The sequence below is a fragment of the Bombella apis genome (assembly GCF_018221685.1).
GTDB classification, from domain to species: domain Bacteria; phylum Pseudomonadota; class Alphaproteobacteria; order Acetobacterales; family Acetobacteraceae; genus Bombella; species Bombella apis.
In genome coordinates this window covers 113,709-138,032 of the sequence record NZ_JAGJTM010000004.1, presented here as the reverse complement: position 1 = coordinate 138,032, position 24,324 = coordinate 113,709, and the positions used below count along the sequence as shown (strand labels likewise).

19 protein-coding genes are annotated in these 24,324 nt (G+C 61.7%); 7 read left to right on the top strand and 12 right to left on the bottom strand.

Annotation, left to right across the window (positions count from 1 at the left end; genetic code table 11):
* The first annotated feature begins 29 nt into the window (after window positions 1–29).
* The gene (gene trpB / locus J8Z04_RS03820) at window positions 30–1,262 is read left to right on the top strand and encodes a tryptophan synthase subunit beta (RefSeq protein WP_192848550.1); all 1,233 of its coding nucleotides are present in this window, start codon (window positions 30–32) and stop codon (window positions 1,260–1,262) included.
* An 11-nt stretch (window positions 1,263–1,273) separates the two neighbouring features.
* Window positions 1,274–2,089 (top strand): tryptophan synthase subunit alpha, encoded by an 816-nt coding sequence (gene trpA / locus J8Z04_RS03815; protein ID WP_192848549.1) that lies wholly within the window; start codon window positions 1,274–1,276, stop codon window positions 2,087–2,089.
* 78 nt (window positions 2,090–2,167) lie between these two features.
* On the opposite strand, the gene J8Z04_RS03810 is transcribed toward trpA, so the two are convergent.
* Window positions 2,168–2,410, bottom strand: coding sequence for a hypothetical protein (locus J8Z04_RS03810; protein ID WP_043558707.1), 243 nt, complete (start codon window positions 2,408–2,410; stop codon window positions 2,168–2,170).
* A 280-nt stretch (window positions 2,411–2,690) separates the two neighbouring features.
* On the opposite strand from J8Z04_RS03810, the gene J8Z04_RS03805 reads away from it, so the two are divergent.
* Window positions 2,691–5,165, top strand: a complete 2,475-nt coding sequence (locus J8Z04_RS03805) for a heavy metal translocating P-type ATPase (protein WP_192848548.1) — start codon at window positions 2,691–2,693, stop codon at window positions 5,163–5,165.
* Between the two features lie 50 nt (window positions 5,166–5,215).
* Here the strand turns inward: J8Z04_RS03805 and J8Z04_RS03800 are convergent, their stop codons facing one another.
* Both J8Z04_RS03800 and J8Z04_RS03795 read right to left on the bottom strand, forming a co-directional pair.
* The gene (locus J8Z04_RS03800; protein WP_192848547.1) at window positions 5,216–6,418 is read right to left on the bottom strand and encodes an amino acid aminotransferase; all 1,203 of its coding nucleotides are present in this window, start codon (window positions 6,416–6,418) and stop codon (window positions 5,216–5,218) included.
* An 8-nt stretch (window positions 6,419–6,426) separates the two neighbouring features.
* Window positions 6,427–8,130 carry an alpha-keto acid decarboxylase family protein gene (locus J8Z04_RS03795; RefSeq protein ID WP_081562496.1) on the bottom strand — a complete coding sequence of 568 codons (1,704 nt, stop codon included), beginning with the start codon at window positions 8,128–8,130 and terminating at the stop codon, window positions 6,427–6,429.
* Between the two features lie 157 nt (window positions 8,131–8,287).
* Here J8Z04_RS03795 and J8Z04_RS03790 point away from each other — a divergent pair, with 157 nt between their 5' ends.
* From J8Z04_RS03790 to J8Z04_RS03775, 4 genes are all read left to right on the top strand, one after another.
* Window positions 8,288–8,764, top strand: a complete 477-nt coding sequence (locus J8Z04_RS03790) for an Lrp/AsnC family transcriptional regulator (protein WP_197981631.1) — start codon at window positions 8,288–8,290, stop codon at window positions 8,762–8,764.
* 208 nt (window positions 8,765–8,972) lie between these two features.
* The gene (gene accD, locus J8Z04_RS03785) at window positions 8,973–9,851 is read left to right on the top strand and encodes an acetyl-CoA carboxylase, carboxyltransferase subunit beta (protein ID WP_081563350.1); all 879 of its coding nucleotides are present in this window, start codon (window positions 8,973–8,975) and stop codon (window positions 9,849–9,851) included.
* 94 nt (window positions 9,852–9,945) lie between these two features.
* Window positions 9,946–11,283: a bifunctional folylpolyglutamate synthase/dihydrofolate synthase gene (locus J8Z04_RS03780; protein WP_192848546.1), complete on the top strand. Its 1,338-nt coding sequence runs from the start codon at window positions 9,946–9,948 to the stop codon at window positions 11,281–11,283.
* Window positions 11,284–11,433: 150 nt separating this feature from the next.
* Entirely contained in the window at window positions 11,434–12,891 is a 1,458-nt protein-coding gene (locus tag J8Z04_RS03775; RefSeq protein ID WP_227431429.1) for a replicative DNA helicase, read from the top strand.
* Between the two features lie 39 nt (window positions 12,892–12,930).
* Here J8Z04_RS03775 and J8Z04_RS03770 read toward each other — a convergent pair whose 3' ends face one another.
* The 9 genes from J8Z04_RS03770 to rph all read right to left on the bottom strand — a co-directional run bounded on the left by J8Z04_RS03770 (window position 12,931) and on the right by rph (window position 24,313).
* A complete protein-coding gene (locus J8Z04_RS03770; protein ID WP_052348948.1) occupies window positions 12,931–13,908 on the bottom strand; it encodes a DMT family transporter in 978 nt (325 codons plus the stop codon).
* Window positions 13,909–14,032: 124 nt separating this feature from the next.
* Window positions 14,033–16,282, bottom strand: coding sequence for a TonB-dependent receptor (locus J8Z04_RS03765; protein ID WP_192848631.1), 2,250 nt, complete (start codon window positions 16,280–16,282; stop codon window positions 14,033–14,035).
* A gap of 131 nt (window positions 16,283–16,413) precedes the next feature.
* The gene (locus J8Z04_RS03760) at window positions 16,414–17,178 is read right to left on the bottom strand and encodes a sulfite exporter TauE/SafE family protein (RefSeq protein ID WP_081562498.1); all 765 of its coding nucleotides are present in this window, start codon (window positions 17,176–17,178) and stop codon (window positions 16,414–16,416) included.
* A 160-nt stretch (window positions 17,179–17,338) separates the two neighbouring features.
* Window positions 17,339–19,210, bottom strand: a complete 1,872-nt coding sequence (gene cysC, locus J8Z04_RS03755; protein WP_192848544.1) for an adenylyl-sulfate kinase — start codon at window positions 19,208–19,210, stop codon at window positions 17,339–17,341.
* Window positions 19,211–19,223: 13 nt separating this feature from the next.
* On the bottom strand, window positions 19,224–20,018 hold the full coding sequence (gene cysD, locus J8Z04_RS03750; RefSeq protein WP_043558821.1) for a sulfate adenylyltransferase subunit CysD: 795 nt from the start codon (window positions 20,016–20,018) through the stop codon (window positions 19,224–19,226).
* Window positions 20,019–20,083: 65 nt separating this feature from the next.
* Window positions 20,084–20,857: a phosphoadenylyl-sulfate reductase gene (locus J8Z04_RS03745; RefSeq protein WP_081847662.1), complete on the bottom strand. Its 774-nt coding sequence runs from the start codon at window positions 20,855–20,857 to the stop codon at window positions 20,084–20,086.
* A 223-nt stretch (window positions 20,858–21,080) separates the two neighbouring features.
* Window positions 21,081–22,700: an alginate export family protein gene (locus tag J8Z04_RS03740; protein WP_192848543.1), complete on the bottom strand. Its 1,620-nt coding sequence runs from the start codon at window positions 22,698–22,700 to the stop codon at window positions 21,081–21,083.
* A 270-nt stretch (window positions 22,701–22,970) separates the two neighbouring features.
* On the bottom strand, window positions 22,971–23,591 hold the full coding sequence (rdgB, locus tag J8Z04_RS03735; protein WP_154981003.1) for an RdgB/HAM1 family non-canonical purine NTP pyrophosphatase: 621 nt from the start codon (window positions 23,589–23,591) through the stop codon (window positions 22,971–22,973).
* Window positions 23,591–24,313: a ribonuclease PH gene (rph, locus tag J8Z04_RS03730; protein ID WP_086431706.1), complete on the bottom strand. Its 723-nt coding sequence runs from the start codon at window positions 24,311–24,313 to the stop codon at window positions 23,591–23,593. The genes rdgB and rph overlap by 1 nt, the downstream gene beginning before the upstream one ends.
* Window positions 24,314–24,324: the final 11 nt, after the last annotated feature.

The following is a 24,324-nucleotide window of genomic DNA, read 5'->3' as shown; positions in this document are numbered from 1 at the left end:
CCTTCATTCAAGACGTAAAGACACACATCATGCCAGTAGACAAACCCATCACCAGCCAGCTCAATTCCCTTCGCACCGGACCGGATGAACGGGGGCATTTCGGAATCCACGGCGGGCGTTTCGTGGCCGAAACCCTCATGCCCCTGATGCTGGAACTGGAAAAAGCCTACAACCACGCCAAGACTGACCCGCGGTTTCAGGAAGAGCTGGATTATTACCTCCGCCACTATGTGGGCCGTCCCAGCCCGCTCTGGCACGCCAGACGGCTGAGCGAGACGCTCGGCGGAGCGCAGATCTACCTCAAGCGGGAAGAGCTGAACCACACGGGCTCCCACAAGCTGAACAACGTGATGGGCCAGATTCTTCTGGCCCGCCGCATGGGCAAGACCCGCATCGTGGCCGAGACCGGGGCCGGACAGCACGGCGTGGCCACGGCCACCGTCTGTGCCCTCTTCGGGCTGGACTGCGAAATCTACATGGGGGCCACCGATGTGGAGCGGCAGAAGCCCAATGTCTTCCGCATGCACCTGCTGGGAGCCAAGGTCCATCCCGTCACGGCGGGAGCCGGCACGCTGAAGGATGCCATGAACGAGGCCATGCGGGACTGGGTGGCCAATGTGGAGAACACCTACTTCCTTGTCGGCACGGTGGCAGGGCCACATCCTTACCCGGCCATGGTGCGGGACTTCCAGTCCGTCATCGGGACGGAAGCCCGTGAGCAGATACAGGAACAGACAGGCCGCCTGCCGGATGCCGTCATCGCCGCCATCGGGGGCGGGTCCAACGCCATGGGGATTTTTCACCCCTTCCTCGATGATGCCGATGTCCCGCTTTACGGCGTGGAGGCCGCCGGGCTGGGGCTGGACAGCGGCAAGACGGCAGCGTCCATCGCCCGTGGCAGGCCCGGCGTCCTGCATGGCAACCGCACCTACCTGCTACAGGACGAACACGGGCAGATCACGGAGGCCCACTCCATCAGTGCGGGGCTGGACTATCCCGGCATCGGGCCGGAACATTCATGGCTCAAGGATATTGGCCGGGTGAACTACGTCAGCGCCACGGACGATCAGGCCCTCGACGCCTTCCAGACCCTCACGAAGCTGGAGGGCATCATCCCGGCGCTGGAAAGTGCCCATGCCGTGGCCCATGCCATCGTCATGGCCCCGACCATGACCAGAGACCAGACCATCATCGTCAACCTGTCCGGCCGGGGTGACAAGGACGTACCCACCGTTGCGGCCCATCTGGGCGTGAAACTGTAAGGAGAGCCACCATGAGCCGCATCAAGACCTGTTTCGACCGCCTGAAAAAAGAGGGCCGTGGTGCCCTGCTGCCCTATCTGGAAGCCTTCGACCCGGACAGGGAGACATCCCTGGCCCTGCTGCGCCAGATGCCCGAGGCCGGGGCCGATCTCATCGAGGTCGGCGTGCCCTTCTCCGACCCCTCCGCCGATGGCCCGACCATCCAGCTAGCCGCACGGCGTGGCCTGAAGGCCGGGGCCACCCTGAAGGGAACGCTGGAGCTCATCCGGGACTTCCGCAAGGAGAATGACCATACGCCGATCATCCTGATGGGCTATTACAACCCGATCGACAGTTACGGTGTGGAGCGATTCTGCAAGGATGCCCGCTCCGCCGGTGTGGATGGGCTGATCGTGGTGGACCTGCCGCCTGAGGAGTCCGAGGAGCTGGCCCCCCACGCCAGAGCGGAAGGGCTGGACATGATCACCCTGACCGCCCCCACCACCCCGGATGACCGGCTGAAGACCATCCTCAGGAAGGCCAGCGGGTTCGTCTATCATGTGAGCATCACGGGCATCACAGGCACACGCAGCGCCACGGAAGAGCAGCTGAAAGCCGCCATGACCCGCCTTCGGGCCGCCACGGACCTTCCCGTCGTGGCCGGTTTTGGCATCAGCACGCCGGAGCAGGCCCGCGCAGCCTCCCGCATCAGCGACGGGGCCGTCGTGGCCTCCGCCATCATCAAGGAGATGGCCGCCACCTATGATGAACACGGCCACGCCACGGCCAGAAGCATCCCCACGGCACTGGAGAAAATCCGCTCCCTTGCCAGGGCGGTGCGCAGCTGAAACCGGACACGAAAAACCCCCAGCCACAGGACTGGGGGTTTTTCGATTGCATCTTTTTGCAGAACTGGCTCTGAAGGCTTACTTCTTCAGCCAGCGGCCAATGGCACACAGGCCAGCCAGAGCGGCCACAATGGCACCACTCCACAGCAGCGTCTGACCAACACACTGGCAACGGCTCTTGGGCTTCAGGTCCTTGCTGATGGACTGGAATGCCTCCTGGGCACGGCTGGCATATTCCTCAGCCTTGGCTTTCAGTTCATCGGGGTTGACGATTTCCTCAGCCTTGGACTTGAGCTCATCAACATTGATAGCGTCCGCCATGGATATTCCTCCCTGAATCCGCCACTGTACCGGAACAACCGGTCTGGCAGATCAAATCTTGCATTTGCGCCAGAAAATTACTGACTGCCGGTAAACATACCACTGATCATTTTACCATTCAGCAAATTTCTCTCATGGGAGCCTCGTCTTTTCTGCATATGTCCGTCTAACTCCCATGCAGAAAAACGTTTTTTCTTCATCCATGCCCAGCAAATGCTACTTTTGTTCCACATGCTACTGCACGATATGCCAGCCTGACACCACCATACAGGGGAGCCCCATGCCTGCTTCACCATCATCCCAGACGCTTCCCGTAGAAGGGATGAGCTGCGCCTCCTGCTCCGCACGGGTGGAGAAAGCCCTCCGGGCCGTTCCAGGCGTTGAACAGGTCAGCGTCAATCTGGCAACTGCCACGGCCCACGTCACAGGCACGGCCTCCCGCACGGCTCTCATCCAGGCTGTCGAACAGGCCGGGTATGATGTCCCGTCCCCGCCCATCACATTACGCATTGAAGGGATGAGCTGCGCTGCCTGTTCCACACGGGTGGAGAAGAGCCTTCAGGACGTCATCGGCGTCAGGATGGCCAGCGTCAATCTGGCAACCGCCACCGCACAGGTAACCGGGACAGCCACACATCAGGCGCTCATCAGCGCCATCCAGAAAATGGGATTCGCCGCCTCGCTGCTGGAGGGAGAGACAGGGCTGGAAAATGCCCTGACACAGAAACAACGCATGAAGCAGGCCATGAAAACCCAGTGGCGGGACCTGATGATGTCTGCCCTGCTGTGGCTGGCCATCCTGTTCATGACTATGGGACACGGGTTTGGTCTCATTCCACCTGCCATACAGCCCCTGCTGCAATGGGCACTGGCCAGTGTCGCCCTGCTGGGGCCGGGCCGGCGCTTCTACCAGGCCGGGATACCGGCCCTGCTGCACCGGGCACCAAACATGAACTCACTGGTCGCACTGGGGACCGGAGCCGCCTATCTGTACTCCAGCCTCGTGGTGTTCTGCCCCACCCTGATGCCAGCCGGTACACAGCATCTCTACTTTGACACCATCCTGGCCATCCTGACGCTCGTTCTTCTGGGACGCATGATGGAGGCCAGAGCAAAAGGCCGCACATCCGCAGCGCTGGAAAAACTGACCCATCTGCAACCGCAGCATGCCCATCTGCTGACTGAAGGAACATGCCGCATTGTCCCTGTCGCCCAGATACAGACGGGCGACAGGCTTCTTGTCCGCCCCGGCGAGCGGGTTCCACTGGATGGAATCGTACTGGAAGGGGAAAGCCATCTGGATGAATCCCTGCTGACAGGCGAGCCCATGCCAGCCCTCCGGCAGGTCGGCGATACCGTCATCGGCGGGACCATCAACCAGGAAGGAACACTGACGGTCCAGGCCACGGCCACTGGAGCCGACACCATGCTGGCCCGCATCATCAGCATGGTCGCACAGGCCCAGGGTGGCAAACTGCCCATCCAGTCCCTCGTGGACAAAGTGACCCTGTGGTTTGTCCCAGCCATCATTCTGCTGGCCGTGCTGACATTCCTCATCTGGCTGTTTCTGGGCCCTGCCCCGGCGCTGGGCCATGCTCTCGTCAATGCCATTGCCGTACTGATCGCCGCCTGTCCCTGTGCCATGGGCCTCGCCACGCCAACAGCCATCATGGTCGGTACGGGCAAAGCGGCGGAAATGGGCATCCTCTTCCGCAAGGGCGAAGCCCTCCAGACGCTGGAATCCACCACTCTGGTTGCCTTCGACAAGACCGGCACCCTGACGGCCGGCCAGCCCCGGATGACAGAATTCTACCTGCTGGACAAGAACACCTCCGACCATCCTGAGCAGGCCGAGAACACCCTGCTGGCTCTTGCCGCCTCGGTCGAAACGCAGTCCGACCACCCTGTCAGCCGGGCCATCGTCACAGCTGCGCAGGAACGGGACCTGCCTTCCGTAAAGACCCGTCATGCCCGCATCATGCCCGGACTGGGCATAGAAGCGCAGGATGAAGACGGGCAGAGCATCCATCTTGGCAGCCAGGCCTGCATGAGGGCTCTGGGCTTCCATAATGCAGAAGCCAACCGGCTTGCTGCAGAGCTGAGCCAGAAAGGCACGTCCCCCCTCTTCATGGCCCATGGGGGGCAGATCGTGGCCCTCATGGGCGTGGCGGACCCCATCCGCCCCTCCGCCATGAAAGCCGTTGCAGCCCTGCGGGCCCAGAATATACGGACAGCCATGATTACCGGGGACATCGAACCTACAGCCCGGCATATCGCCCGCCTGGCCGGAATCGAGGAAGTCATCGCCCAGGTCCTGCCGCATGAAAAAGGTGAGGCCATACGGACCCTCCAGAAGACACACGGTTCCGTGGCCTTCGTGGGCGATGGCATCAATGACGCCCCGGCATTGGCACAGGCTGACACCGGGCTTGCCATCAGCCATGGAACAGATATCGCCATAGAGGCCGCAGACCTCGTCCTGACGGGCGAGAGCCTGATGACCGTGCCCAATGCCCTTGCCCTGTCCCGGGCCACGATGACCATCATACGGCAGAATCTCTTCTGGGCTTTCGCCTACAACATCGTGCTGCTGCCGATTGCCGCAGGGGTGCTCTACCCATTCACTGGCACGCTGCTGTCCCCCCCTTTCGCCGCAGGGGCCATGGCGCTCTCCAGCATCTTCGTGCTCTGCAACACGTTACGGCTGCGACGCCTCCGCACGGTCGTGGAAACCGAGACCAGCACGGAAGTCTGAGACCCTGGCCGGGGGCGGGGCCTTCATGCCCTGCCCCCGGCCTCTCCTCCTCACACACCAGCCAGAACGGCGGCCAGAGCCTCCACAACAGGCGGCAGGTTGTGCTCATTCAGCCCCGCCATGCAGACACGGCCACTGCGAAGAACATAGACACCATGCTCCTCCCGCAGACGGTCCACCTGAGCGGGTGACAGCTTCATCATGCTGAACATGCCACGCTGCTTCAGCAGGTACCGGAAATCCTGCCCCGGCAGACGGGCGGAAAGCTGCTCATGAAGCCTCTGGCGCATCACACGGATGCGGGCCCCCATGGCTGCCACTTCCTCCCGCCAGAGCTGCGCCAAGGCCTGATCTCCCAGAACGGCATCCACAAGCTGCGCCCCACGGACGGGCGGACTGGAATAATTCCGCCGCACCGTGACCTTGAGCTGGCTCAGCACCCGCTCTGCCGCATCACCATCCCGACAGACGACCGACAGGGCCCCGATGCGGTCCCCGTACAGGGAAAATATCTTGGAGAACGAATTGCTGAGCAGGAACTCCAGCCCCGCATCCACCATGGCCCGCACGGCATACACGTCTGCCTCCAGCCCATGACCCAGCCCCTGATAGGCAAGGTCCAGAAACGGGATCAGCTTCCGGTCCTTCAGGACAGGGATCAGCTCATCCCACTGGTCAGCCGTCAGATCGGCCCCTGTCGGATTATGGCAGCAGGGATGAAGCAGGACGACATGATGTTCCGGAATCTGGCGGATGCAGGCCATCATGGCCTCAAAATTCACACCACCCGTTGCCGGGTCAAAATAGGGATAGGCCTGTGTCCTGAAACCGGCTCCGGCAAAAATGGAAATGTGATTTTCCCATGTCGGATCACTGACCCACAGTTCGGCCTGCGGAAAATAGCGGTGCAGGAAATCTGCCCCGACCTTCAGTGCGCCAGACCCACCAAGACTCTGGACCGTGGCGATGCGGCCGGTCTGCACCGGCTCGCTGCCACAGCCAAACAGCAGGTGCTGGACAGCCTGCCTGTAGGAAGCCAGACCTTCCATCGGCAGGTAGAGGTCCGGCCTGTCCTGCTGGGTGGCCAGCCTTTCATGCGCCTTGCGGATGCAGGCCAGCTGCGGGACATGACCTGCCTCATCATAATACAGGCCAATGCTGAGATTGACCTTCTTCACCCGGTCATCCCGCTTGAAGTCCTCCACCAGCGACAGGATGGGATCTCCCGGAGACAGTTCAACAGACTGGAACATGGACTGCTTCATCCTTTTTTCGCACTGGTCTTCATGCTGGCATTACGCGGGCCCTGCGGGCCGTAATCATAATCCGCCACGACCATGCCAAATCTCTTCAGGGCATCCGGAGCATCCATCTCCGGCAGAAGGACCTCGATGAACACGGCACGGTCGGCCTGTTCTGCCTGTTTCAGGGCCTGCTCCAGATCGCTGACCGTTTCCACCACGAGGGACAGGGCCCTGTCCTCCCGGTCGAACGCCCGGGGCAGGTCAGCATAACGCCAGTTGGCAATGTCGTTGTACCGGGAATGTTCCCCCAGAATCAGGCGCTCGATCGTATAGCCCCTGTTGTTGAGCAGAAAGATGATGGGCTTCTGGTCATGCCGCAGGATGGTGGAGAGCTCCTGCGCTGTCAGCTGGAAGGAACCATCACCGATGAAGAGCAGGTGCCGCCGGTCCGGGCTGCCAAGCTGGGAGCCGAACAGGGCTGGCAGGGTATAGCCGATGGCCCCCCATATGGGCTGGGAAATGTAATGGCTGTTCCGGGGGAAAGGCGTGCCCAGCAGGGCGGTGTTGCTCGTCCCCGCCTCACCGACCACGACATCCCCTTCCTTCAGGAAACGGGCCACACGGGGCCAGAGGGTCGCATGGGTCAGCCGGTCCGCCGCCTCACCGGGCAGGGACGCAGCAGAATCCGCCGGACGGGCAGGCAGCGTACGGGAAGACGGCGTCACTTGCGCCAGCAGGGCCTCCAGCACGGCCCCGACAGGGGCAGCCGGAATGGACCGGCCTGCAAGGCTCACATCATGGGCCTGAAGATTGATGAACGCCTCCGGGCGGATCTCATGCGTGAAGAAGCCCGTGTTGAGCTCCGTGAAACGCAGGCCGACCCCGATCACGCAGTCTGACTGGCTGACCAGCTCCCTGATGTCCGGGCGGCTGGCCCCACCCACATAGCCACCCAGATAGTAGGGGGCTGTCTCATCCAGCACGGCCTTGGCCGGAGCCGCCGCCACACAGGGGATTGCACAGCGTTCCGCCAGCACGGCAATCTGCCCGGCCACGCCGAAGCGGTCGGCATCGGAATCGAGAATCATCACCGGCGAGCGGGCCGCAGCCAGACGTGTGGCGATGTGCCCGGCCGCCAGGGCCACCTGTTCCGCATCACCCTGCGGAAGGGCAAAACGGAACGGCTCTTCGGGCACCTCGATGTTCAGATGGGTGATGTCGGATGGCAGCTGGAGATGGACAGGCCGCCGCTCCCGCCAGCAGGTCTGGAGGACACGGTCGATTTCTTCCACGGCATTTTCCGGCGTCAGGCGGGCCTGGGCGACCGTATATTCCGCCATGCACCGCCCGATGTTGCCATACCCGCCATCACCCAGCGTATGATGCAGCAGGGCACGCCCCTCGACCGCATGAAGCGGTGGAATCCCGGTGATGTGCACGAACGGAACACGCTCGGCATAGGCCCCGGCAATGCCACTGATGGCCCCGAGGTCACCCACGCCAAAGGTCGTCACCAGGCCGCACAGGCCGGAGGTGCGGGCATAGCCATCGGCGGCATAGGCGGCATTCAGCTCGTTGCAGTTTCCCACGAAGGTCAGGGACGCATCAGCCTCCACCTGCTCCAGAAAAGAAAGGTTGAAATCCCCCGGAACACCGAAAAGATGGCTGATTCCTGCCTCGACGAGGCGGCGGGCCAGATAGGCCCCGATCTGCATGCGCATGAACAAATTCCTAAAACCTGTGAAGAGGGCGTACTCCCGTACAGGCAGAATACCCGCCTCGCACGAAACCCCGTTCGGCCCTCGATCATACTGCAATATATATGCAATCTGTGTGCAAATATGATCTATCATGCCCCCTTCTCCGCACGGATCACGCATGAAAGCGCACATCATGGACCATCTTGACTGGAAGCTCCTGTCCGCCCTGCACCGCAACGGGCGTCTGACCAACCGGGAGCTGGGCGAGGCCATCGGCCTCTCACCGTCCCAGTGTTCCCGCCGCCGACTCCTGCTGGAGAAGGCCGGTGTCATCCGGGGGTACAGTGTCACGCTGGACCGGCAGGCCATGGGGCTGGGCGTGATGGCCTTCGTCCAGGTCATCATGAAGGGCCATGCTGCCGGGGCCTTCGAACGCTTCCAGGCCCTCATAAACAGTACCTCCATGATCCAGGAAGCCCATGCCGTCAGCGGTGATGCCGATTACATCCTCAAAGTCGTGACGAAAGACCTGCCGAGCCTCTCCACTTTCGTTACAGACCAGTTGCTGGCGCATGACACGATCGGCCACGTGAAATCCTACATCGCCCTCCGCCCCCTGAAGACAGACAGCCCTCTACCGCCATTCCAGCCCTGAAAACCCTCCCGCTGGGCAGGAAGTCACACAGCCGGTGAAGAGAAAGCTGGCATCTTCAGGCAAGCCCGGATAAAGTCGCCCGACCATGAAGCCCCCCTTCCGGCCAGTGCCATGGTGCCCCCGTACCGGGATGCACCACTCCGATGGCCCTCCGGCAGGCCCGGGTCCGCCTGATGATGCACCACTGCTGGAGAGTGAACAGAACACCATGAGCTGGCTGACCGAACATGTCCGTCCCAAACTGCGGAGCCTGTTACAGAGGGATGTGCCAGACAATCTCTGGACCAACTGTGAATCATGCTCGCAGATGATGCTCACCAAGGAGCTGGTCCGCAAGAAGAAGGTCTGCCCCCATTGCGGGCACCATATGCGTGCCACAGCCCATGAGCGGATGAAATGGACCTTCGATGATGGCCAGTATACCACCATCGACCTGCCCGCCGTCCCGGCCGACCCGCTGCATTTCCGGGACTCCAAACGCTATACGGACCGCCTGAAAACTGCCCGCTCCAAGGCGGGTCTTGATGATTCCCTGCTTGTCGCCCATGGCAGGATCGACGGGCGGGAAGCCGTCGTGGCCGTCATGGCCTTCGAGTTCATGGCAGGGACGATGGGCAGCGCCCTTGGGGAGGCTTTCCTGACAGCCTGCCGGGAGGCCATCCAGCGCAAGGCACCGCTCATCATCTTCACGGCCTCCGGTGGGGCCCGGATGCAGGAGGGGGTTGTCAGCCTGATGCAGATGCCCCGCACCACCATCGGCGTGGAAATGCTGCGTGAGGCCGGGCTGCCCTATCTGGTAGTCCTCACCAACCCGACGACGGGTGGCGTGTCCGCCTCCTTCGCCATGCTGGGCGACATCCACATCGCTGAACCCAATGCCCTGATCGCCTTCGCCGGCCCCCGTGTCATCCGTGACACGGTGCGTGAGGAACTGCCGGAAGGCTTCCAGCGTTCCGAATATCTGAAAGACCACGGCATGGTGGACATCATTGCCAGCCGTGCCGAACTCCCCGCCCTTCTGGGGCGTCTGATCGGGATGCTGTCCCCCGCCGCCAACGGGGACGCCAAGGCTGCCCGGGCTTCCTGAACGTGTCCCTGCCCTGCTGCCCCGCGGCTGACAGCAGGGCGGGACGATGCCTCTCTCCTGCCGTCCCCCCCTGAGACAACCGGATTACGCAATCATGGCAACAGGCCAGCAGACCAGCACCCCGCAAAGTGAATTCCACGGGCGGACCGGGGCGGTAGTACGCCGCCTCCAGGAACTGCACCCCAAGCTGATCGACCTCTCTCTGGACCGGCTGGAAGTCCTGCTCGCCCGCCTCGGCCATCCTGAACGGTCCCTGCCACCGACCATCCATGTTGCCGGGACCAACGGCAAAGGCAGCACCTGTGCCAATCTGCGAGCCATTGGAGAAGCTGCGGGACTGAAGGTCCATGTCATGACCAGCCCGCACCTGCTGGACGTGACGGAGCGCTTCCGTCTGGCCGGACAGCTTGTCAGTGAAGATCAGCTCGTGGCCACTCTGGAAGAAATTGAACAGGTCAATGATGGAGCCCCCATCACCGTCTTCGAGGTACTGACAGCCGCCGGGTTCCTCCTCTTTTCCCGTGTTCCGGCTGACCTTCTGGTTCTGGAGGTCGGGCTTGGTGGCCGGTTTGATGCCACGAACGTGATCCCCACGGCCCGGGCCTGCATCATTACCTCCATCAGCCTGGACCATCAGGCCTTTCTGGGCGATGATCTGGCAGGCATTGCCCGGGAAAAGGCCGGAATCATCAAGCGGGGCGTACCGGTCTTCGTGGCTCCACAGCCGGATGATGTCATGGCAGCCATCGCAGAGATTGCCAGAACCCACGAAGCCCCACTTTACCGGCTGGGCCATGAATTCACCATCACGCCGCGACAGGACGGCCTGCTCTATCAGGACGAGGCCGGAAAGCTGACACTGCCTGCTCCAGCCCTGCATGGTCCCCATCAGGCACAGAATTCGGCCCTGGCCGTGGCAGCTCTCCGCCATGCCGGCCTGAACCTGCCAGACACGGCCTTTGCCAGCATTGCCAGCACATGCTGGCCTGCCCGCCTCCAGACGCTGCATGGCACCCTTACCCATGACATGCCCCCAGGCTGGGAACTGCTGCTGGATGGTGGCCACAACCCCGGGGCCGGTACCGTTCTGGCCGATGTTCTCAAAACATGGCAGGACCGGCCCCTGCATCTCATCGTCGGGCTGAAGGACAGCAAGGACGTGCAGGGGTTCCTGCGCCCCCTGATCCCCCATGCCACCTCCATACAGGCCGTGGCGGAAGACGGACAGCACCTGGCCATGCCTGTCCAGACCATTCTGGAAGCCGCAGCGGCGGCAGGCGGCACAGCCCTGCCCGGGCCGGACATACGCACCGCCCTGAAACGCCTGCGTGACAGCGCCAACCCCACGGACAGACCAGCCCGAGTCCTGATCTGCGGCAGCCTCTATCTGGCAGGGTGCGCCCTGGCGCTGGATGGCGCCTCCCCACACTGAATAGGGGATCACACTTTTCCCCTTCCCCGTCCGCACCCTGCCACTGTGTGGACACACCCCAATGACAGAGCGAAACGGACCAGCATGAGCGACCAGTCCCCTGCCCCCCAACCCAGCCCCGCAGCGGAACCCGGCGGAAGCCTCCATGAAATGCTCCAGCGTGTTCCACCTGCCAACCTGCCAGCGGAGCAGGCCCTTCTGGGGGCCATCCTGACCAACAACAAGGCTTATGAGAGCGTCTCGGACTTCCTGCACCCCTCCCATTTTGCCGATGCCGTCAATGCCCACATCTATGAGATGATCACGCAACGCATCGAGCGTAATGGCGGCAAGGGAGGCGTCGACATCATCACGATGCGGGGCGACTTCGAGGCCAGCCCCATTCTGGCTGCGGCCGGAGGGGCCGACTATGTGGCCAAACTGCTCAATGCCATGGTGGGCATCGTCAATGCCCGTGATTATGGCAAGGTCATCCATGACTGCTGGGTCCGCCGCCAGCTGATCGGCATCGGCACGGACATCGTCAATAACGCTCACGGTGCCCGACCTGATCTGGACGGGCCGGAACAGATTTCCGCTTCGGAAGAAGCCCTCTTCAACCTGGCAACGGACAAGGGACAGGAAGGCGGCTTTCTCGTATTTTCCCAGGCCCTGAAGAAGGCTCTCGACATTGCCGACCAGGCCTACCAGCATACGGGCGACATTGTCGGGCTGACCTCTGGCCTGCGGGATTTCGACAAGAAAACCGGTGGCCTGCACCCGTCCGACCTGCTGATCCTCGCTGGCCGTCCTGCCATGGGCAAGACCGCCCTTGCTACGAAAATCGCCTTCTCCGCAGCGCAGTCCCTCTTGCGGGAGGCAGAAGAAAAAGGTGAGCCACCCCGTGGCAGTGTGGCCATTTTCTCACTGGAAATGTCCTCCGAACAGCTGGCCGCCCGTATCCTCTCCGAACAGGCCGAGGTCTCAGGCGAGCGCATCCGCCGTGGCGATGTGGGGCCGAAGGAGTTCGACCGGTTCGTCCGTGTTGCCACGGAGCTGCAACGCCTGCCCCTGCATATTGACGACACACCAGCCATCTCCCTCTCCGCCATGCGGACACGCTGCCGCCGGCTGGCCCGCACACATGGGCTGAACCTCGTGGTGGTGGACTATCTCCAGCTCATGCGCCCGGCCATTGGCACAAGACCGGACAGTCGCGTGCTGGAAATCTCGATGATCACGCAGGGCCTCAAAGCCATCGCCAAAGAGCTGGAAGTGCCCGTCATTGCGCTCTCCCAGCTCTCCCGTCAGGTCGAATCCCGTGACGACAAGCGCCCGATGCTCTCCGACCTGCGTGAATCCGGCTCCATCGAGCAGGATGCCGATGCTGTCATGTTCGTCTATCGTGACGAATATTACCTGCAACAGCGCAAACCCAAGGAAGCCTCCTTCCCCAGTCCGGACAAATACCAGATCGCCCTGGAAGAATGGCAGCGGAAGATGTCGCTCGTCCACAACAAGGCCGAGCTGATTCTGGAGAAGCAGCGCCACGGGCCGACCGGCACTGTCCATCTCTACTTTGAAGGTGAATTCACCCGCTTTGGAGACCTGGATACCTTCCACGAGTAATCCCGGTCACCGGGGCCTGTCACAAGGCCCCGCTTCCCCTCACTCGTGGGGCTTGTCCTCAAGCGGCGGGGTGATGACGGCGGCAGGAGTGGCGGCAATGACCTCCGGTGTAGGCTTGCGCCGCCACCACCAGCCACGATGCAGCATCTTCTCGAAACGGATCTTCTGCCGCAGCCAGTTCAACATTCCGGACAGGGTAACGACGGCAATGCCTATACCATCCCACATGTCCACGGGCTGGTTGAAAATGAAGTAGCTGAAAGCCACGATCCAGGCCATCTGGCTGTATTGCGGCAGGGCCACACGATTGGCCGGAGCAATGGAGGCGGCCAGCATGAGCAGCAGCTGCCCGGCTGCGGCCAGAAACCCGTAGCCAAACAGCAGCAGCCATTCATTCACCCCATGTGGCACGACAAAATGCTGCACCATCAGGATGCCATCCCCCACCAGCGGCCCGCACAGGCTGGAGCCGTACAGCGTCAGGCGGGATGTTTCCTTGCCCGCAAAACGGTAGGCAATCACGCTGACAGCCGAAGCCATGGCCACCACAATGGCACAGAGATGCCCGAACTGAAGCGCCTTCACACCGGGGCGCAGCACGATCATCACACCTGCAAAACCCAGCAGGACAGACAGCCACGCCCATCCCGTCACCTGTTCCTTGAGGAACAGCACGGAGACGATGGTGACGAAAAACGGCATCAGGAACATCAGGGAGAGGGCTTCTGGCATGGGCAGAAGCATGAAGGCCTCCACACTGCCTGCCGTGGCCACGAAGACCGCCGCCGCCCGCACGAGCCAGAGCCACGGATGACTGGACAACACCAGCGCCCGATAAGACTCATTCGGGCGCTTCAGCAGCGGAACGATCAACAGGCCGAACACACCGCCGAAAAAAGCTACCTCGAACGGGTCCAGCCGCCCGGCCAACCCCTTGGAGCAGGCATCACTGATGGAAAAAAACGCATACCCCAGAAAGGCCAGTACGATGCCCGATGTAAAAAGTATCTTCCTCATGCAATCCCTGTCCCTGACACTCCGGCCGCTATGGCGTCATGCCAAGGGTAAGGGCTAACCCACCAAAAAGAAACCACCCAACCATATCTCTACAGGATGGCAGCCCTGTGATGATGTTCCATCGTCACAGTGACAAGGCAACGCCCCCCATCACGCTGCGCCGCAGACCATATTGCGGGGCACCAACACCGACCCCACTGCCATCACGCAACATGTATCGCCGGTCGAACAGGTTGATGACATCCAGCCGCAGCTGCATGGTGTGTCCGCCCAGCCAGGGCATATGCCGTAACGCCTGCACCAGCCCCAGATTGAAGGTGACATATTGCGGCACATGCGCCCCATTAGGGATGGTACCTTCGGCTGTTTCCCTGTCCTTCCGCAGGCCGCTGCCATAAATCATGGTGCCCGAAAACTGGAGGGGATGATTCGTCCTGTGGAAAAAAGCATAGGAGCCACCGGCAGAGGCCGTGATCAGCTGGTCATGATCCAGATGGACCCAGTGATTCCTCATGTAATGGAGGTCGTCACTGTCAAAATTCCACTGAGCTGACGTAATCTCCTTGCCCGTGGCCCGTGACACCGCCAGATTGCCGTAGAGGGTCAGGGGGCCTGTGCTGTAATCAGTCGTCAGCTCCACACCACGGACACGGCCCCGGTGATAATTGAACGCTGTCAGAATGACAGGGGCGCCGAACTGCCCTTCATCAATCAGGTTTTTCGCCTGCTTCCAGTACGCATCCAGCCCGACATGCCAATGGCGTGTCAGCTGCTGCATGAAGCCGACATCATAATAATTGTCCCGCTCCGCCTTCACACGATCATTCTGATAGTTGGCCGGTGCGGCGGATGTCCCCTCAAAACGGTCCAGAGATGTCGTGCCAATCGTCTCGAAAGGCGGAGGTGTCAGATAACGTGCATATCCCACATGGAACCGCCCGCCATGCCATGGTGTCCAGACCAGCGACACACGGGGGCTGAGCTGATGGGCATGAACATATTCCTCCACACCATCAAACCGTACCCCTCCATTGAAGACAAGAGACCGTGCAAGGTGCCATTCATCCTGGAGATAGACCCCGTACAAAGCACCCGTCTTGCCCGATGAATCATGCACTTTCACGGTCTGGGGGCTGACAGTCCCTTCTTCATCAACCGGATAGACCAGTGAGCTGCTCTTGCTCACAGCACGCTCGCCATAAGCCTGCACACCTCCCCGCACGGTATGCGTGCGATTGACGTGCCATGTCACATCACTCTGCACACCGCTGGAAAACACCGACCGGGCTGCCTGCTGGGCAAGGCCGTTATAGACAAGGTCCCCCACCCAGTCGGGTGAGTAGCGCATGGAACTGTACCGCAGGATGGCGGATGTCTGTGCACTGACCTTCTCATGGTCTTCCTGCCAGGAGAGGATGGCGAAATCCGTGATCTGCTGCTGGTGTTCATCCAGATGGCTGCTGTCTGGCGCATCCTCCTGCACAGGCCGATTGTCCGCCTTGAAAAGCGGCGTGGCAAACTGGTGCTGCTGGCCGGGATTGTTGGGCAGCTGGTACCAGGCATTGGAAAGCCCCGCCGTCAGGCTGAAGCGTGTTTCCGGCCGGAGAGTATACCGCAGATGCCCCAGAACATGATACTGGTTGGAGAGGTCGTGAATGGCATTGTAACTGGGGGTCGTGTTCTCGATCCCCACCCGATTGTGAACGGCATCTGCCGTGATGAAGCCATCCCACTGCCCCCAATGCCCGCCATACTGGATGGCAGGCTGCACATAGTCCCGCACGCCACCATAACCGGAGAGGGTTCCGCCTTCATCCGACACGCCGTTCTTCGTCTGGATGTCGATCACACCGGCCTGCCGGAAGCCGTACTCCGCTGGCAGGACACCGGTCGTCAGGCTCATGGAATGGGCAAAGCGGGTCATCAGAGCCTGCCCGAAAACGCTCACACCTTCCGGCAGGGCCACACCATCCAGCCGAAACTGGACATCATTATGATCTCCCCGGATGTGAATCTGCCCGTAACTGTCCTGCGCCACGCCGGGAGCCTGCAACAGGATGCTGTTCAGCGGGGCATTGTCGGCACCGGGATTGGCCTCGATGGCCTTGCGGGAAAAATTCGTCTGCGTGGCCCCGATGGCAGGCTGAAGAGCCGCACGGGCCTGATCCAGCCGCCGGGCCGTGACGTGAATATGCTCCTCCCTGCTGTCCGCCTTACGGACAGACCCATCCCCCCCATTCTGGGGCTGGTCTCCCGTGGATGTGACTGACGGCTTCCCGCCCGTCTCCACATCACCAGCCTGGGCTGCCTGAGACAGCGTGCCAGACGCCACCAGGGCCAACACCGCATAAATGGCTCCACCCCGTCCCATCATCACCATGATGTTCTCCAGTCCTCGTCATGCTGGTCTGATTGTTCATCGCAAGTTATGTTATAACATAACATATGTGAAGCCATTCTTTTCCGGTGCCCATAAAAAAGGCCGGGACATGTCCCGGCCTTTCCTCAGATCATCTTCACGCCAATCAGCAACAACAGAGTTCCCAGAATGAGCCGCTGCCAGCGTTCCGGGCATCGCCCGGCGCAATGGGTACCAAGCCAGATGCCCGGCAGGGAGCCACTCAGCAGGAGCAGCAGGGTCGGCACCATGACGTCCCCTTCCACCCAGTGGCCTGCCCCGGCAATCAGTGTCAGGGGAATGGCATGGGCAATGTCGATGGCCACGAGTTCACGCAGGGGCAGGGTCGGATACAGCATCACCAGCACGGCCATGCCGATGGCCCCGGCCCCGACGGAGGACAGGCTGACCATGCAGCCCAGCACGAAACCCAGCACGACCGTCAGAACCCGTGACTGTACCGGTCCCCCCAGCTGATGCCGCAGCACCCACGCTTTAAGCGTCGAACGGAACAGGATGGCCGGGGCCGTCACCAGCAGGCAGATGCCCAGCGACAGGCGGATGACATGCGCCATCTCCTGCGGCGACCCCAGATGCCGCAGCCAGAGCAGAGCCACCGCCACACCGGGGAGGCTGCCTGCCATCATCCACAGCACGATGGACCAGCGTACCGGCCCGCACCGCCTGTGCAGGACTGTCCCGAACAGTTTCGTCACGGCGGCATAGACGAGGTCCGTCCCCACGGCAGCCTTGGGGTGGATCCCACACAGCAGGATGAGCAGCGGCGTCATCAGCGATCCGCCACCCACGCCTGTCATGCCGACCAGAAACCCGACCAATGCGCCGGAGATGACATAAGCCAGATGCCCCATCACCTTATCCTTCTCCCAGAACGGAAAGAGCCTTTTTCAGACAAAGCCTCCCCCACCGGCCTTTTCCTGCTGGAAAAACCGGGTTCCTGTTCCATGTTCTTTCAGAAACCGGGACCCGCCGGGCCTCACCTCATGGAGGAAGGCCCGGCAGAACCGTCTGTCAGCGCACGACCTTATGAACGGCGTCCGTCAGGTGCCGTACGCTCCGGGCCACGTCACCATCACCGGGGACGACAACATCCGGCTTTTCCGGTGCTTCATAAGCCGAAGACACACCCGTAAACTCGGCAATCCGGCCTTCTTCCGCCTGAGCATACAGGCCCTTCGGGTCACGGCGGCGGCACAGCTCGGGGGCCGTATCCACAAAGACCTCGTGCCAGTCTTCCCCGATGATCGCCTTGGCCATCGCCCGGTCCCGGATGAGCGGAGAGACCAGAGCCACCAGCACGATCTGCCCGGCATCCGCCAGAATACGGGCCACATGGGCCACACGGCGGATATTCTCCCGCCGGTCTTCCGGCGAAAAGCCAAGATCGCTACACAGGCCGGAGCGAACCGTATCGCCATCCAGCACGGTAACATGCAGCCCCTCACGGCTAAGGGCCTCCTCGGCATGGCGGGCGATGGTGCTCTTTCCGGCACCGGGCAGACCGGTCATCCAGAACACGGCCCGACCATGCCCCCGCAGGCCAGCCCGGACGGCATCCCTCACGCCGCTGGCTGTCGGATGGATGGCCTTGGCTCCCTCCGGCAGGGCCGCCGGACCGATCAGCGGGGCACCGCCAACGATCTTCTGATGGCGGTCCACCAGAACACCACGCCCGTCCGGCATTCCCGGCGCAAAGGGATCGAAGAGGACGTTGCGGGCCACGGCGAGGGTGATCTCGGCAAAGCCGTCCGGTGGCACCTCATCCGCCGGACTCAGGCTGAGATCATCAAGGTCCACCACGGCATCAATGGAAGCCACGGTGACATCATGTTCTGCCGTGGCCAGACGCAGCCGGAAACTCTCCCCCACACGCAGCGGCTCACCACGCAGCCAGAACAGCCGTGTCCTGAGACGGGCGGCCTTCAGCGGGGCTGCGGCTTCATCACCGGCAGGGAACAGCAGGTCCCCACGATCCGGCACCAGATCAGGCTCCAGCCGCAGGGCGATGGATTCACCAGCTCCGGCCACAGGATGATGCGGAGCATGCCAGCGGCAGACCTCGGCCACGGTGGCCTCCTGCCCCTGCCCGCCAATTTCCAGCAGGTCTCCTTCCCGCACCGTGCCACGCTCGATGCGTCCCGCCACATAGCGGATGCCCTCGAAACGGTACACGTCCTGCACCGGCATACGGAATGGCAGGGCATGACGGGATGCCGGAGGCTGGATGAGAGACAGGGCCTCCAGCAGGGTCGGCCCCCTGTACCAGTCGGCCTTTTCAGAACGTGTGGCGATATTGTCGCCATCCCGTGCCGAGGCCGGAATGACCTGGTTGACGTTGATCTCCAGCCGCCCCAGCAGCTGGCGGATGTCACCTTCCACCTGCTTCAGTCTGGCTTCATCAAACCCGATGCTGTCGGCCTTGTTCAGCAGGACGATCACATGATTGATGCCGATGAGCCGCAGCAGCATGGCGTGGCGGCGTGTCTGCTCCCGCACACCCTCGGCGGCATCCACCACCAGCACGGCGGCCTCGGCATCGGCAGCACCGGTAATCATGTTGCGCAGGAACTGCCGATGGCCCGGCGCATCCACGATGACGAAATCCCGGCCATCCAGCTGGAACGGAATGCGGGTGGAATCCACCGTCACACCCTGATCCCGCTCGATCTGGAGGGAATCGAGCAGGAAGCTCCACTCCACGGCCAGACCACGCTTCCGGCTGCTTTCCACGATCTGGACGAGGCGGCCATCCGGCAGGCTGTCCGTATCATACAGAAGGCGGCCAATCAGGGTGGATTTGCCGTGATCCACATGGCCCACGATCACGATCGGCGTGCTGACACCGTGACGGACCTGCGATGATGGTGAATGAGTCTGTGTCATCGAAAAAGTCCCCTCACAGATAACCGGCAACACGGAGACGCTCGAAGGCATCTTCCGATTCATGATCCATGGCACGGCCCGCACGCTCGGAGGTACGGCTTGTCTCCAGCTCGGCAATCACTTCCGCCACGGTGGAGGCATTGCTCTCGATCGGGCTGGTGATGTCCTGATCGCCCAGTGAGCGATAACGCTTGCCATCCTTTGCAAAATAGAGGTCCACGAGCGGAATCTTCTCACGCTCGATGTACCGCCAGATGTCCAGCTCCCGCCACGCCAGCAGCGGATGGACACGGACATGCATCCCCTCCTCGTAAGGCGTGGCGTACTGGTCCCAGAATTCCGGTGGCTGGTTGCGGACATCCCACTGGTGACCGGCACCACGGGGACTGAAGACACGCTCCTTGGCACGGGTGGCCTGCTCATCACGCCGGATGCCCGCAACAACACCCCGGAATTTGTGCTGGTCGATCAGGTTTGCCAGACCAGCCGTCTTGCGGGCCGCAGACCGGGCCGCCGGTGGCAGGGAGGGGTCCATGTCCTCGACCGGGGGACACTCCCCGAGAACAAGGTCCAGATTCCACTTTTTGACGTACTCATCCCGGAAGGCATACATCTCCGGGAATTTCTTGCCCGTATCCACATGCATGACAGGAAAAGGCACATGCCCCATGAAGGCCTTGCGGGCCAGCCAGACCATCACGTTGCTGTCCTTGCCCAGTGACCAGAGCAGGGCCAGGGGCTTCAGCTTGCGGTAGGCCTCCCGCAGGATGAAGATGCTCTGGGCCTCAAGCTGGTCCAGACCATCCATGATATGTGCGTCTTCCAGAGCCATGACTGCTCCCTTTCCTTCCTGATGGGCCATGCGGCCCGGTCTTATCGTGCGGGCCGCTCTGCAATCAGGGCAGCAGCTGAGATTTCTTCCACATTGGCGTCGGGCGGTGTGGAAACGGGCCGATGCAGGCCACATTCCGTCTTGGCCAGTCCGGCCCAACGTCCGGCACGGCTGTCCTCTCCCGCTCCCACGGGCCTCGTACAGGGTTCACAGCCGATGGAGCGGTAACCCTGCGCCACCAGCGGATGCGGCGGGAGGGCTTTCTCCTCCATGAAACGGGCGATCTGCGCCTCGCTCCAGCCAGCCAGAGGATTCAGCTTCACACTGCCATCCTCCTGCCGTTCCGCCACGGGCAGGGCCGCCCGGGTGGCCGCCTGCATCCGCTTGCGGCCTGTCACCCAGATGTCGAACTCCGGCAGAACCACCTCCAGCGGTTCCACCTTCCGCAGGGCGCAGCAGGCATCGGGGTCAAAAGCCACAAGCTGACCCTCCGGGTCCCGATACTCCACCTCGGCACGGGCAGGGCGCAGGGTGCGGACATCCTCCAGCCCCAGATGACGGGTCAGCTCATCCCGATAGGCCAGCGTTTCCGGGAAATGCCGCTCCGTATCGAGAAAAAAGACAGGCACGGCTCTGTCCTGTGCCGCCACCTGCGCCAGCAGCACGGCAGACTCGGCACCGAAGGAAGAAATCACCGCCACACGGCCCGGAAAACGGGCCAGAACGGAGGACAGTACACGGCCCGTTTCCTCCTCCGAGGCAGCCACGTCTTCCTGCCGGGGCAGGGCCTGGAACTCATCGTCCGATATTGCCATGTGATCTGCTCCCTTCGGAAAATACGATAAGAAAGAAACTAATTACATATTTAACGGGCTTCAATGATGATTTTTGATAAATCATCAATTTTTCAGGATATAAGAATGTCATTATGAGCTTTCCAGAGAATCAGGAAGCCTGATCTCCGGCAGGAAACGGCGGAAAATCGCCTCTGAGACCGCCATTCTTTTTCACAATACAAAATCGTATTTATCAGAAGGCTCAGAAACGCAGCGTGAGGGTCGAGAGCATGTAGGTCCCGTTCTTCCCCCCGGCCTGCCTCATGCGATGTGTCAGCAGAATCGCTCCCCCATCAATCTGCCAGTTGACGTGCTGCTGAAGCTGGAACTGCACCTGCCCCTGCGGCTGCAACCCCACGGCCCGCCCGGCCTGCCGCAGCTTCGGCCCTGAAAGGAAAGAAAAGGGCGATGATGAATTATACAGCCCGTCATTCATGCTCTCCCTCCAGAGGTAAGGCACCCGGATACGGATGTTCATGAAAGGCCGGGGTGCGATGCTGGCCAGCGGGCCGGCACTCACGATGTTGGCCCTCGCAATGGTGCGTGTCAGGTCGAACGTTCCATTACGGGGTGAGAACGGGGCCGAGAACGTGCCCACGGTTCCCTCTTTCCGGCGATTGTCTCCTCCGCTGTAAGCCTCCGCCTGCACGCCCAGAAAGGGATGCAGAAAGGATGAGGAATGACGCCAGCCCAGCACGCCCCGCACGGCCCAGGCACTCACGGGGCGGCTGGCAATGGATGACGTGCCGGGATGGAACCGTCCCCCCTGATACACGCCCCCCAGCTCATATTCGAAAGACGGTGCCGAACCATACCAGCGGAAGCCACCATTCTGTCGTGTCTGCGTTCCCGCCTCCGACCCTTTGTAACGGGCCACGGCTGCCGTTTTCCCCTCATCACGGAAACCCATCCAGAAGAGGTCCAGAAAGGAATGGACCTGCTCCCCCCCAATGGCAAAGGGCCGCAGGGCGATCCCGACATTCCCCCCATAAAGGCGGGTGCCATCATCAAACCCGCCCCCCATGATGGTATCCCTCGTCACCTGTGTAGCGACAAAATTGTACAGGTCCAGCCTGATCCGGTTCCACAGCGCATAGCCACGGACACCATTCCACGAAAGCGGGACGTTGGGAGTTTCCCGCATGTAGACGAGCCATGAAGGAGCATCGAGAAACTGCTGCCGCCCGACCATCACGCCGGTCTTTGCACCAAACAGTTTACGCTCATACCCGACAAAGAGCTGCTGCACCCCCAGCCTGCGCCGCCATGTCGCATTATAGCCGTAATAGTTCCATCCGGCCGCCTCACCATTGTTCAGCTGCCCGAATATCCGCCAGTGCGGGCCAAGGTGAAGGTCCGCCCCCAGCAGGTTGCGTACCGTAAACCGGCCGGAATGACGCCTGTTCACCGTCCCCAGCATGGGACTCGACTCATACCAGTTGCGTATCCGGGATTCACCGGAAAGCGACAGCCAGATGCTGCCCGACTCATTGAGGCGGATGGCCTTCAGGGGATCAAGAAAATCCGTGTAATTCCTGGGGTCTTTCTTGCTGCTCCAGTCCTCGGCCCAGGGGGCGACCCCGTAGACACCAACCGGCCCGAACCCGGCAAATTCACCATTCCCCCAGTTGAAGGCTCCCCAGTCTCCCTGATGCCGCTTGCGGGACCGGTTCTCCTCCAGCGTGACACGGCGTGGCTGGCCGATCACCCCGGCTCCCGGCATGGTCTCCACGGCAGGGGGAACCTTTTCAGTGATCTGCGCTTCCGCCTGTCCCAGCCCTGCAGCAACAGACAGTACGGCAAGAACTACCGGGGACCGCAAAAACCTGCCCGTCCGCCCCAACAGGCTGACACACCTCAGAGACAGGTCCGGTCTTTCCTGCATCGTCACTCGCCACGATGGCCTGCCTGTCTGCATGAGCGGCTCACTTATTACTTTAAATAATAGTTATTTTTATTAAATCTCATTTTATTACCCATGTGAAGACGTGAATTAACTTTTCTCTCATCCATCACGTTCCCATGGCCAAAAAAAAGATGGGCACAGCCACCAATGGTGCCGTACCCATCCCCTACACAGCCACTATTACAATCAGGCTACGCACTCTTTCAGAAACTGCTGCATCGCCTGCCCACGATGGCTGAAGCGGTTTTTCTCCGTTTCGGCCATCTCGGCAAACGTGCGGCTTTCTCCTTCAGGAATGAAGATGGGGTCATAACCATGCCCATGCGTCCCCCTCGGTGGCCATGAGACCTGCCCCCGACACTCACCCCGTACGAAGCGATGCGTCCCATCCGGCCATGCCAGACACAGCACCACCACAAACGACGCTGCCTTGTCAGCCGACCCGCTGGCCTGCATCTCCTCATGCACACGGTTCATCGCCAGTATCATGTCCCGCTGCGGGCCTGCCCAGCGGGCAGAATAGACGCCCGGTCTGCCATCCAATGCCGCCACGCAGAAGCCGGAATCATCGGCCAGTGCCGGCAGGCCCGTTGCCCTGGCAGCGGCTTCCGCCTTGATGAGCGCATTGCCCTCAAAGTCGGCAGCCGTCTCTTCAGGCTCTGGCAGGTTCAGTTCGGCAGCCGAGCGAACCGTGATGCCGCTCTCTGCCAGCAGGAGAGAAAATTCCCGCAGCTTGCCTTCATTGTGACTTGCCAGAACAATCTCGCTGCCACGCTCCAGACGGCGGCCAGAATCCTGCCCGCTCATCATGCACCTTTCTTCCTGCGGGCCAGGGCCTCCTTCTGTACGGCGAACAGCTCCTTTGCACCTTTCTGGGCCAGACCAAACAGAATCTGGAATTCTTCAGGCCGGAAGGGTCGTTCTTCTGCCGTACCCTGAATTTCCACGATGCCGCCATCAGCGGTCAGAACGAAATTGGTATCAGCCTGTGCCGTGCTGTCTTCCGCATAATCAAGGTCCAGCACCGGCCCGGCATCCGTCAGCCCGCAGGACACGGCAGCCACCTGCCCCGTCAGCGCCTTCGACTTGCCCATGCCTTCCAGAGCGATGGCCAGAGCCACCCACGCCCCGGTAATGGAGGCACAGCGTGTGCCGCCATCGGCGTTCAGCACGTCACAGTCCAGCGTGATCATGCACTCGCCCAGAGCCTTGAGGTCCACACAGGCCCGCAGGGAACGGCCGATGAGACGCTGGATCTCCTGCGTGCGGCCGGACTGCTTGCCACGGGCGGCCTCGCGGGAACCACGGGTGTGGGTGGCACGGGGCAGCATCCCATATTCCGCCGTGACCCAGCCCTGGCCCTGGCCCCGCAGGAATGGCGGGACCCGTGTCTCGACGGAAGCGGTGCAGAGCACCTCCGTCCCGCCGACACGGATCAGGGCGGACCCTTCCGCATGAGTGGAAAAACCGGTCTCGATGGTAACCGGGCGAAGGGCGTCGTCAGTACGGCCGGAGGGACGTTCGAACATGAAACAGCTTC

Coding starts and splice junctions, on each gene's coding strand:
- trpB (WP_192848550.1), top strand. CDS start 30: ATGCCAGTAGACAAACCCATCACCAGCCAGCTCAATTCCCTTCGCACC.
- trpA (WP_192848549.1), top strand. CDS start 1,274: ATGAGCCGCATCAAGACCTGTTTCGACCGCCTGAAAAAAGAGGGCCGT.
- J8Z04_RS03810 (WP_043558707.1), bottom strand. CDS start 2,410: ATGGCGGACGCTATCAATGTTGATGAGCTCAAGTCCAAGGCTGAGGAA.
- J8Z04_RS03805 (WP_192848548.1), top strand. CDS start 2,691: ATGCCTGCTTCACCATCATCCCAGACGCTTCCCGTAGAAGGGATGAGC.
- J8Z04_RS03800 (WP_192848547.1), bottom strand. CDS start 6,418: ATGTTCCAGTCTGTTGAACTGTCTCCGGGAGATCCCATCCTGTCGCTG.
- J8Z04_RS03795 (WP_081562496.1), bottom strand. CDS start 8,130: ATGCGCATGCAGATCGGGGCCTATCTGGCCCGCCGCCTCGTCGAGGCA.
- J8Z04_RS03790 (WP_197981631.1), top strand. CDS start 8,288: ATGAAAGCGCACATCATGGACCATCTTGACTGGAAGCTCCTGTCCGCC.
- accD (WP_081563350.1), top strand. CDS start 8,973: ATGAGCTGGCTGACCGAACATGTCCGTCCCAAACTGCGGAGCCTGTTA.
- J8Z04_RS03780 (WP_192848546.1), top strand. CDS start 9,946: ATGGCAACAGGCCAGCAGACCAGCACCCCGCAAAGTGAATTCCACGGG.
- J8Z04_RS03775 (WP_227431429.1), top strand. CDS start 11,434: ATGCTCCAGCGTGTTCCACCTGCCAACCTGCCAGCGGAGCAGGCCCTT.
- J8Z04_RS03770 (WP_052348948.1), bottom strand. CDS start 13,908: ATGAGGAAGATACTTTTTACATCGGGCATCGTACTGGCCTTTCTGGGG.
- J8Z04_RS03765 (WP_192848631.1), bottom strand. CDS start 16,282: ATGATGGGACGGGGTGGAGCCATTTATGCGGTGTTGGCCCTGGTGGCG.
- J8Z04_RS03760 (WP_081562498.1), bottom strand. CDS start 17,178: ATGGGGCATCTGGCTTATGTCATCTCCGGCGCATTGGTCGGGTTTCTG.
- cysC (WP_192848544.1), bottom strand. CDS start 19,210: ATGACACAGACTCATTCACCATCATCGCAGGTCCGTCACGGTGTCAGC.
- cysD (WP_043558821.1), bottom strand. CDS start 20,018: ATGGATGGTCTGGACCAGCTTGAGGCCCAGAGCATCTTCATCCTGCGG.
- J8Z04_RS03745 (WP_081847662.1), bottom strand. CDS start 20,857: ATGGCAATATCGGACGATGAGTTCCAGGCCCTGCCCCGGCAGGAAGAC.
- rdgB (WP_154981003.1), bottom strand. CDS start 23,591: ATGAGCGGGCAGGATTCTGGCCGCCGTCTGGAGCGTGGCAGCGAGATT.
- rph (WP_086431706.1), bottom strand. CDS start 24,313: ATGTTCGAACGTCCCTCCGGCCGTACTGACGACGCCCTTCGCCCGGTT.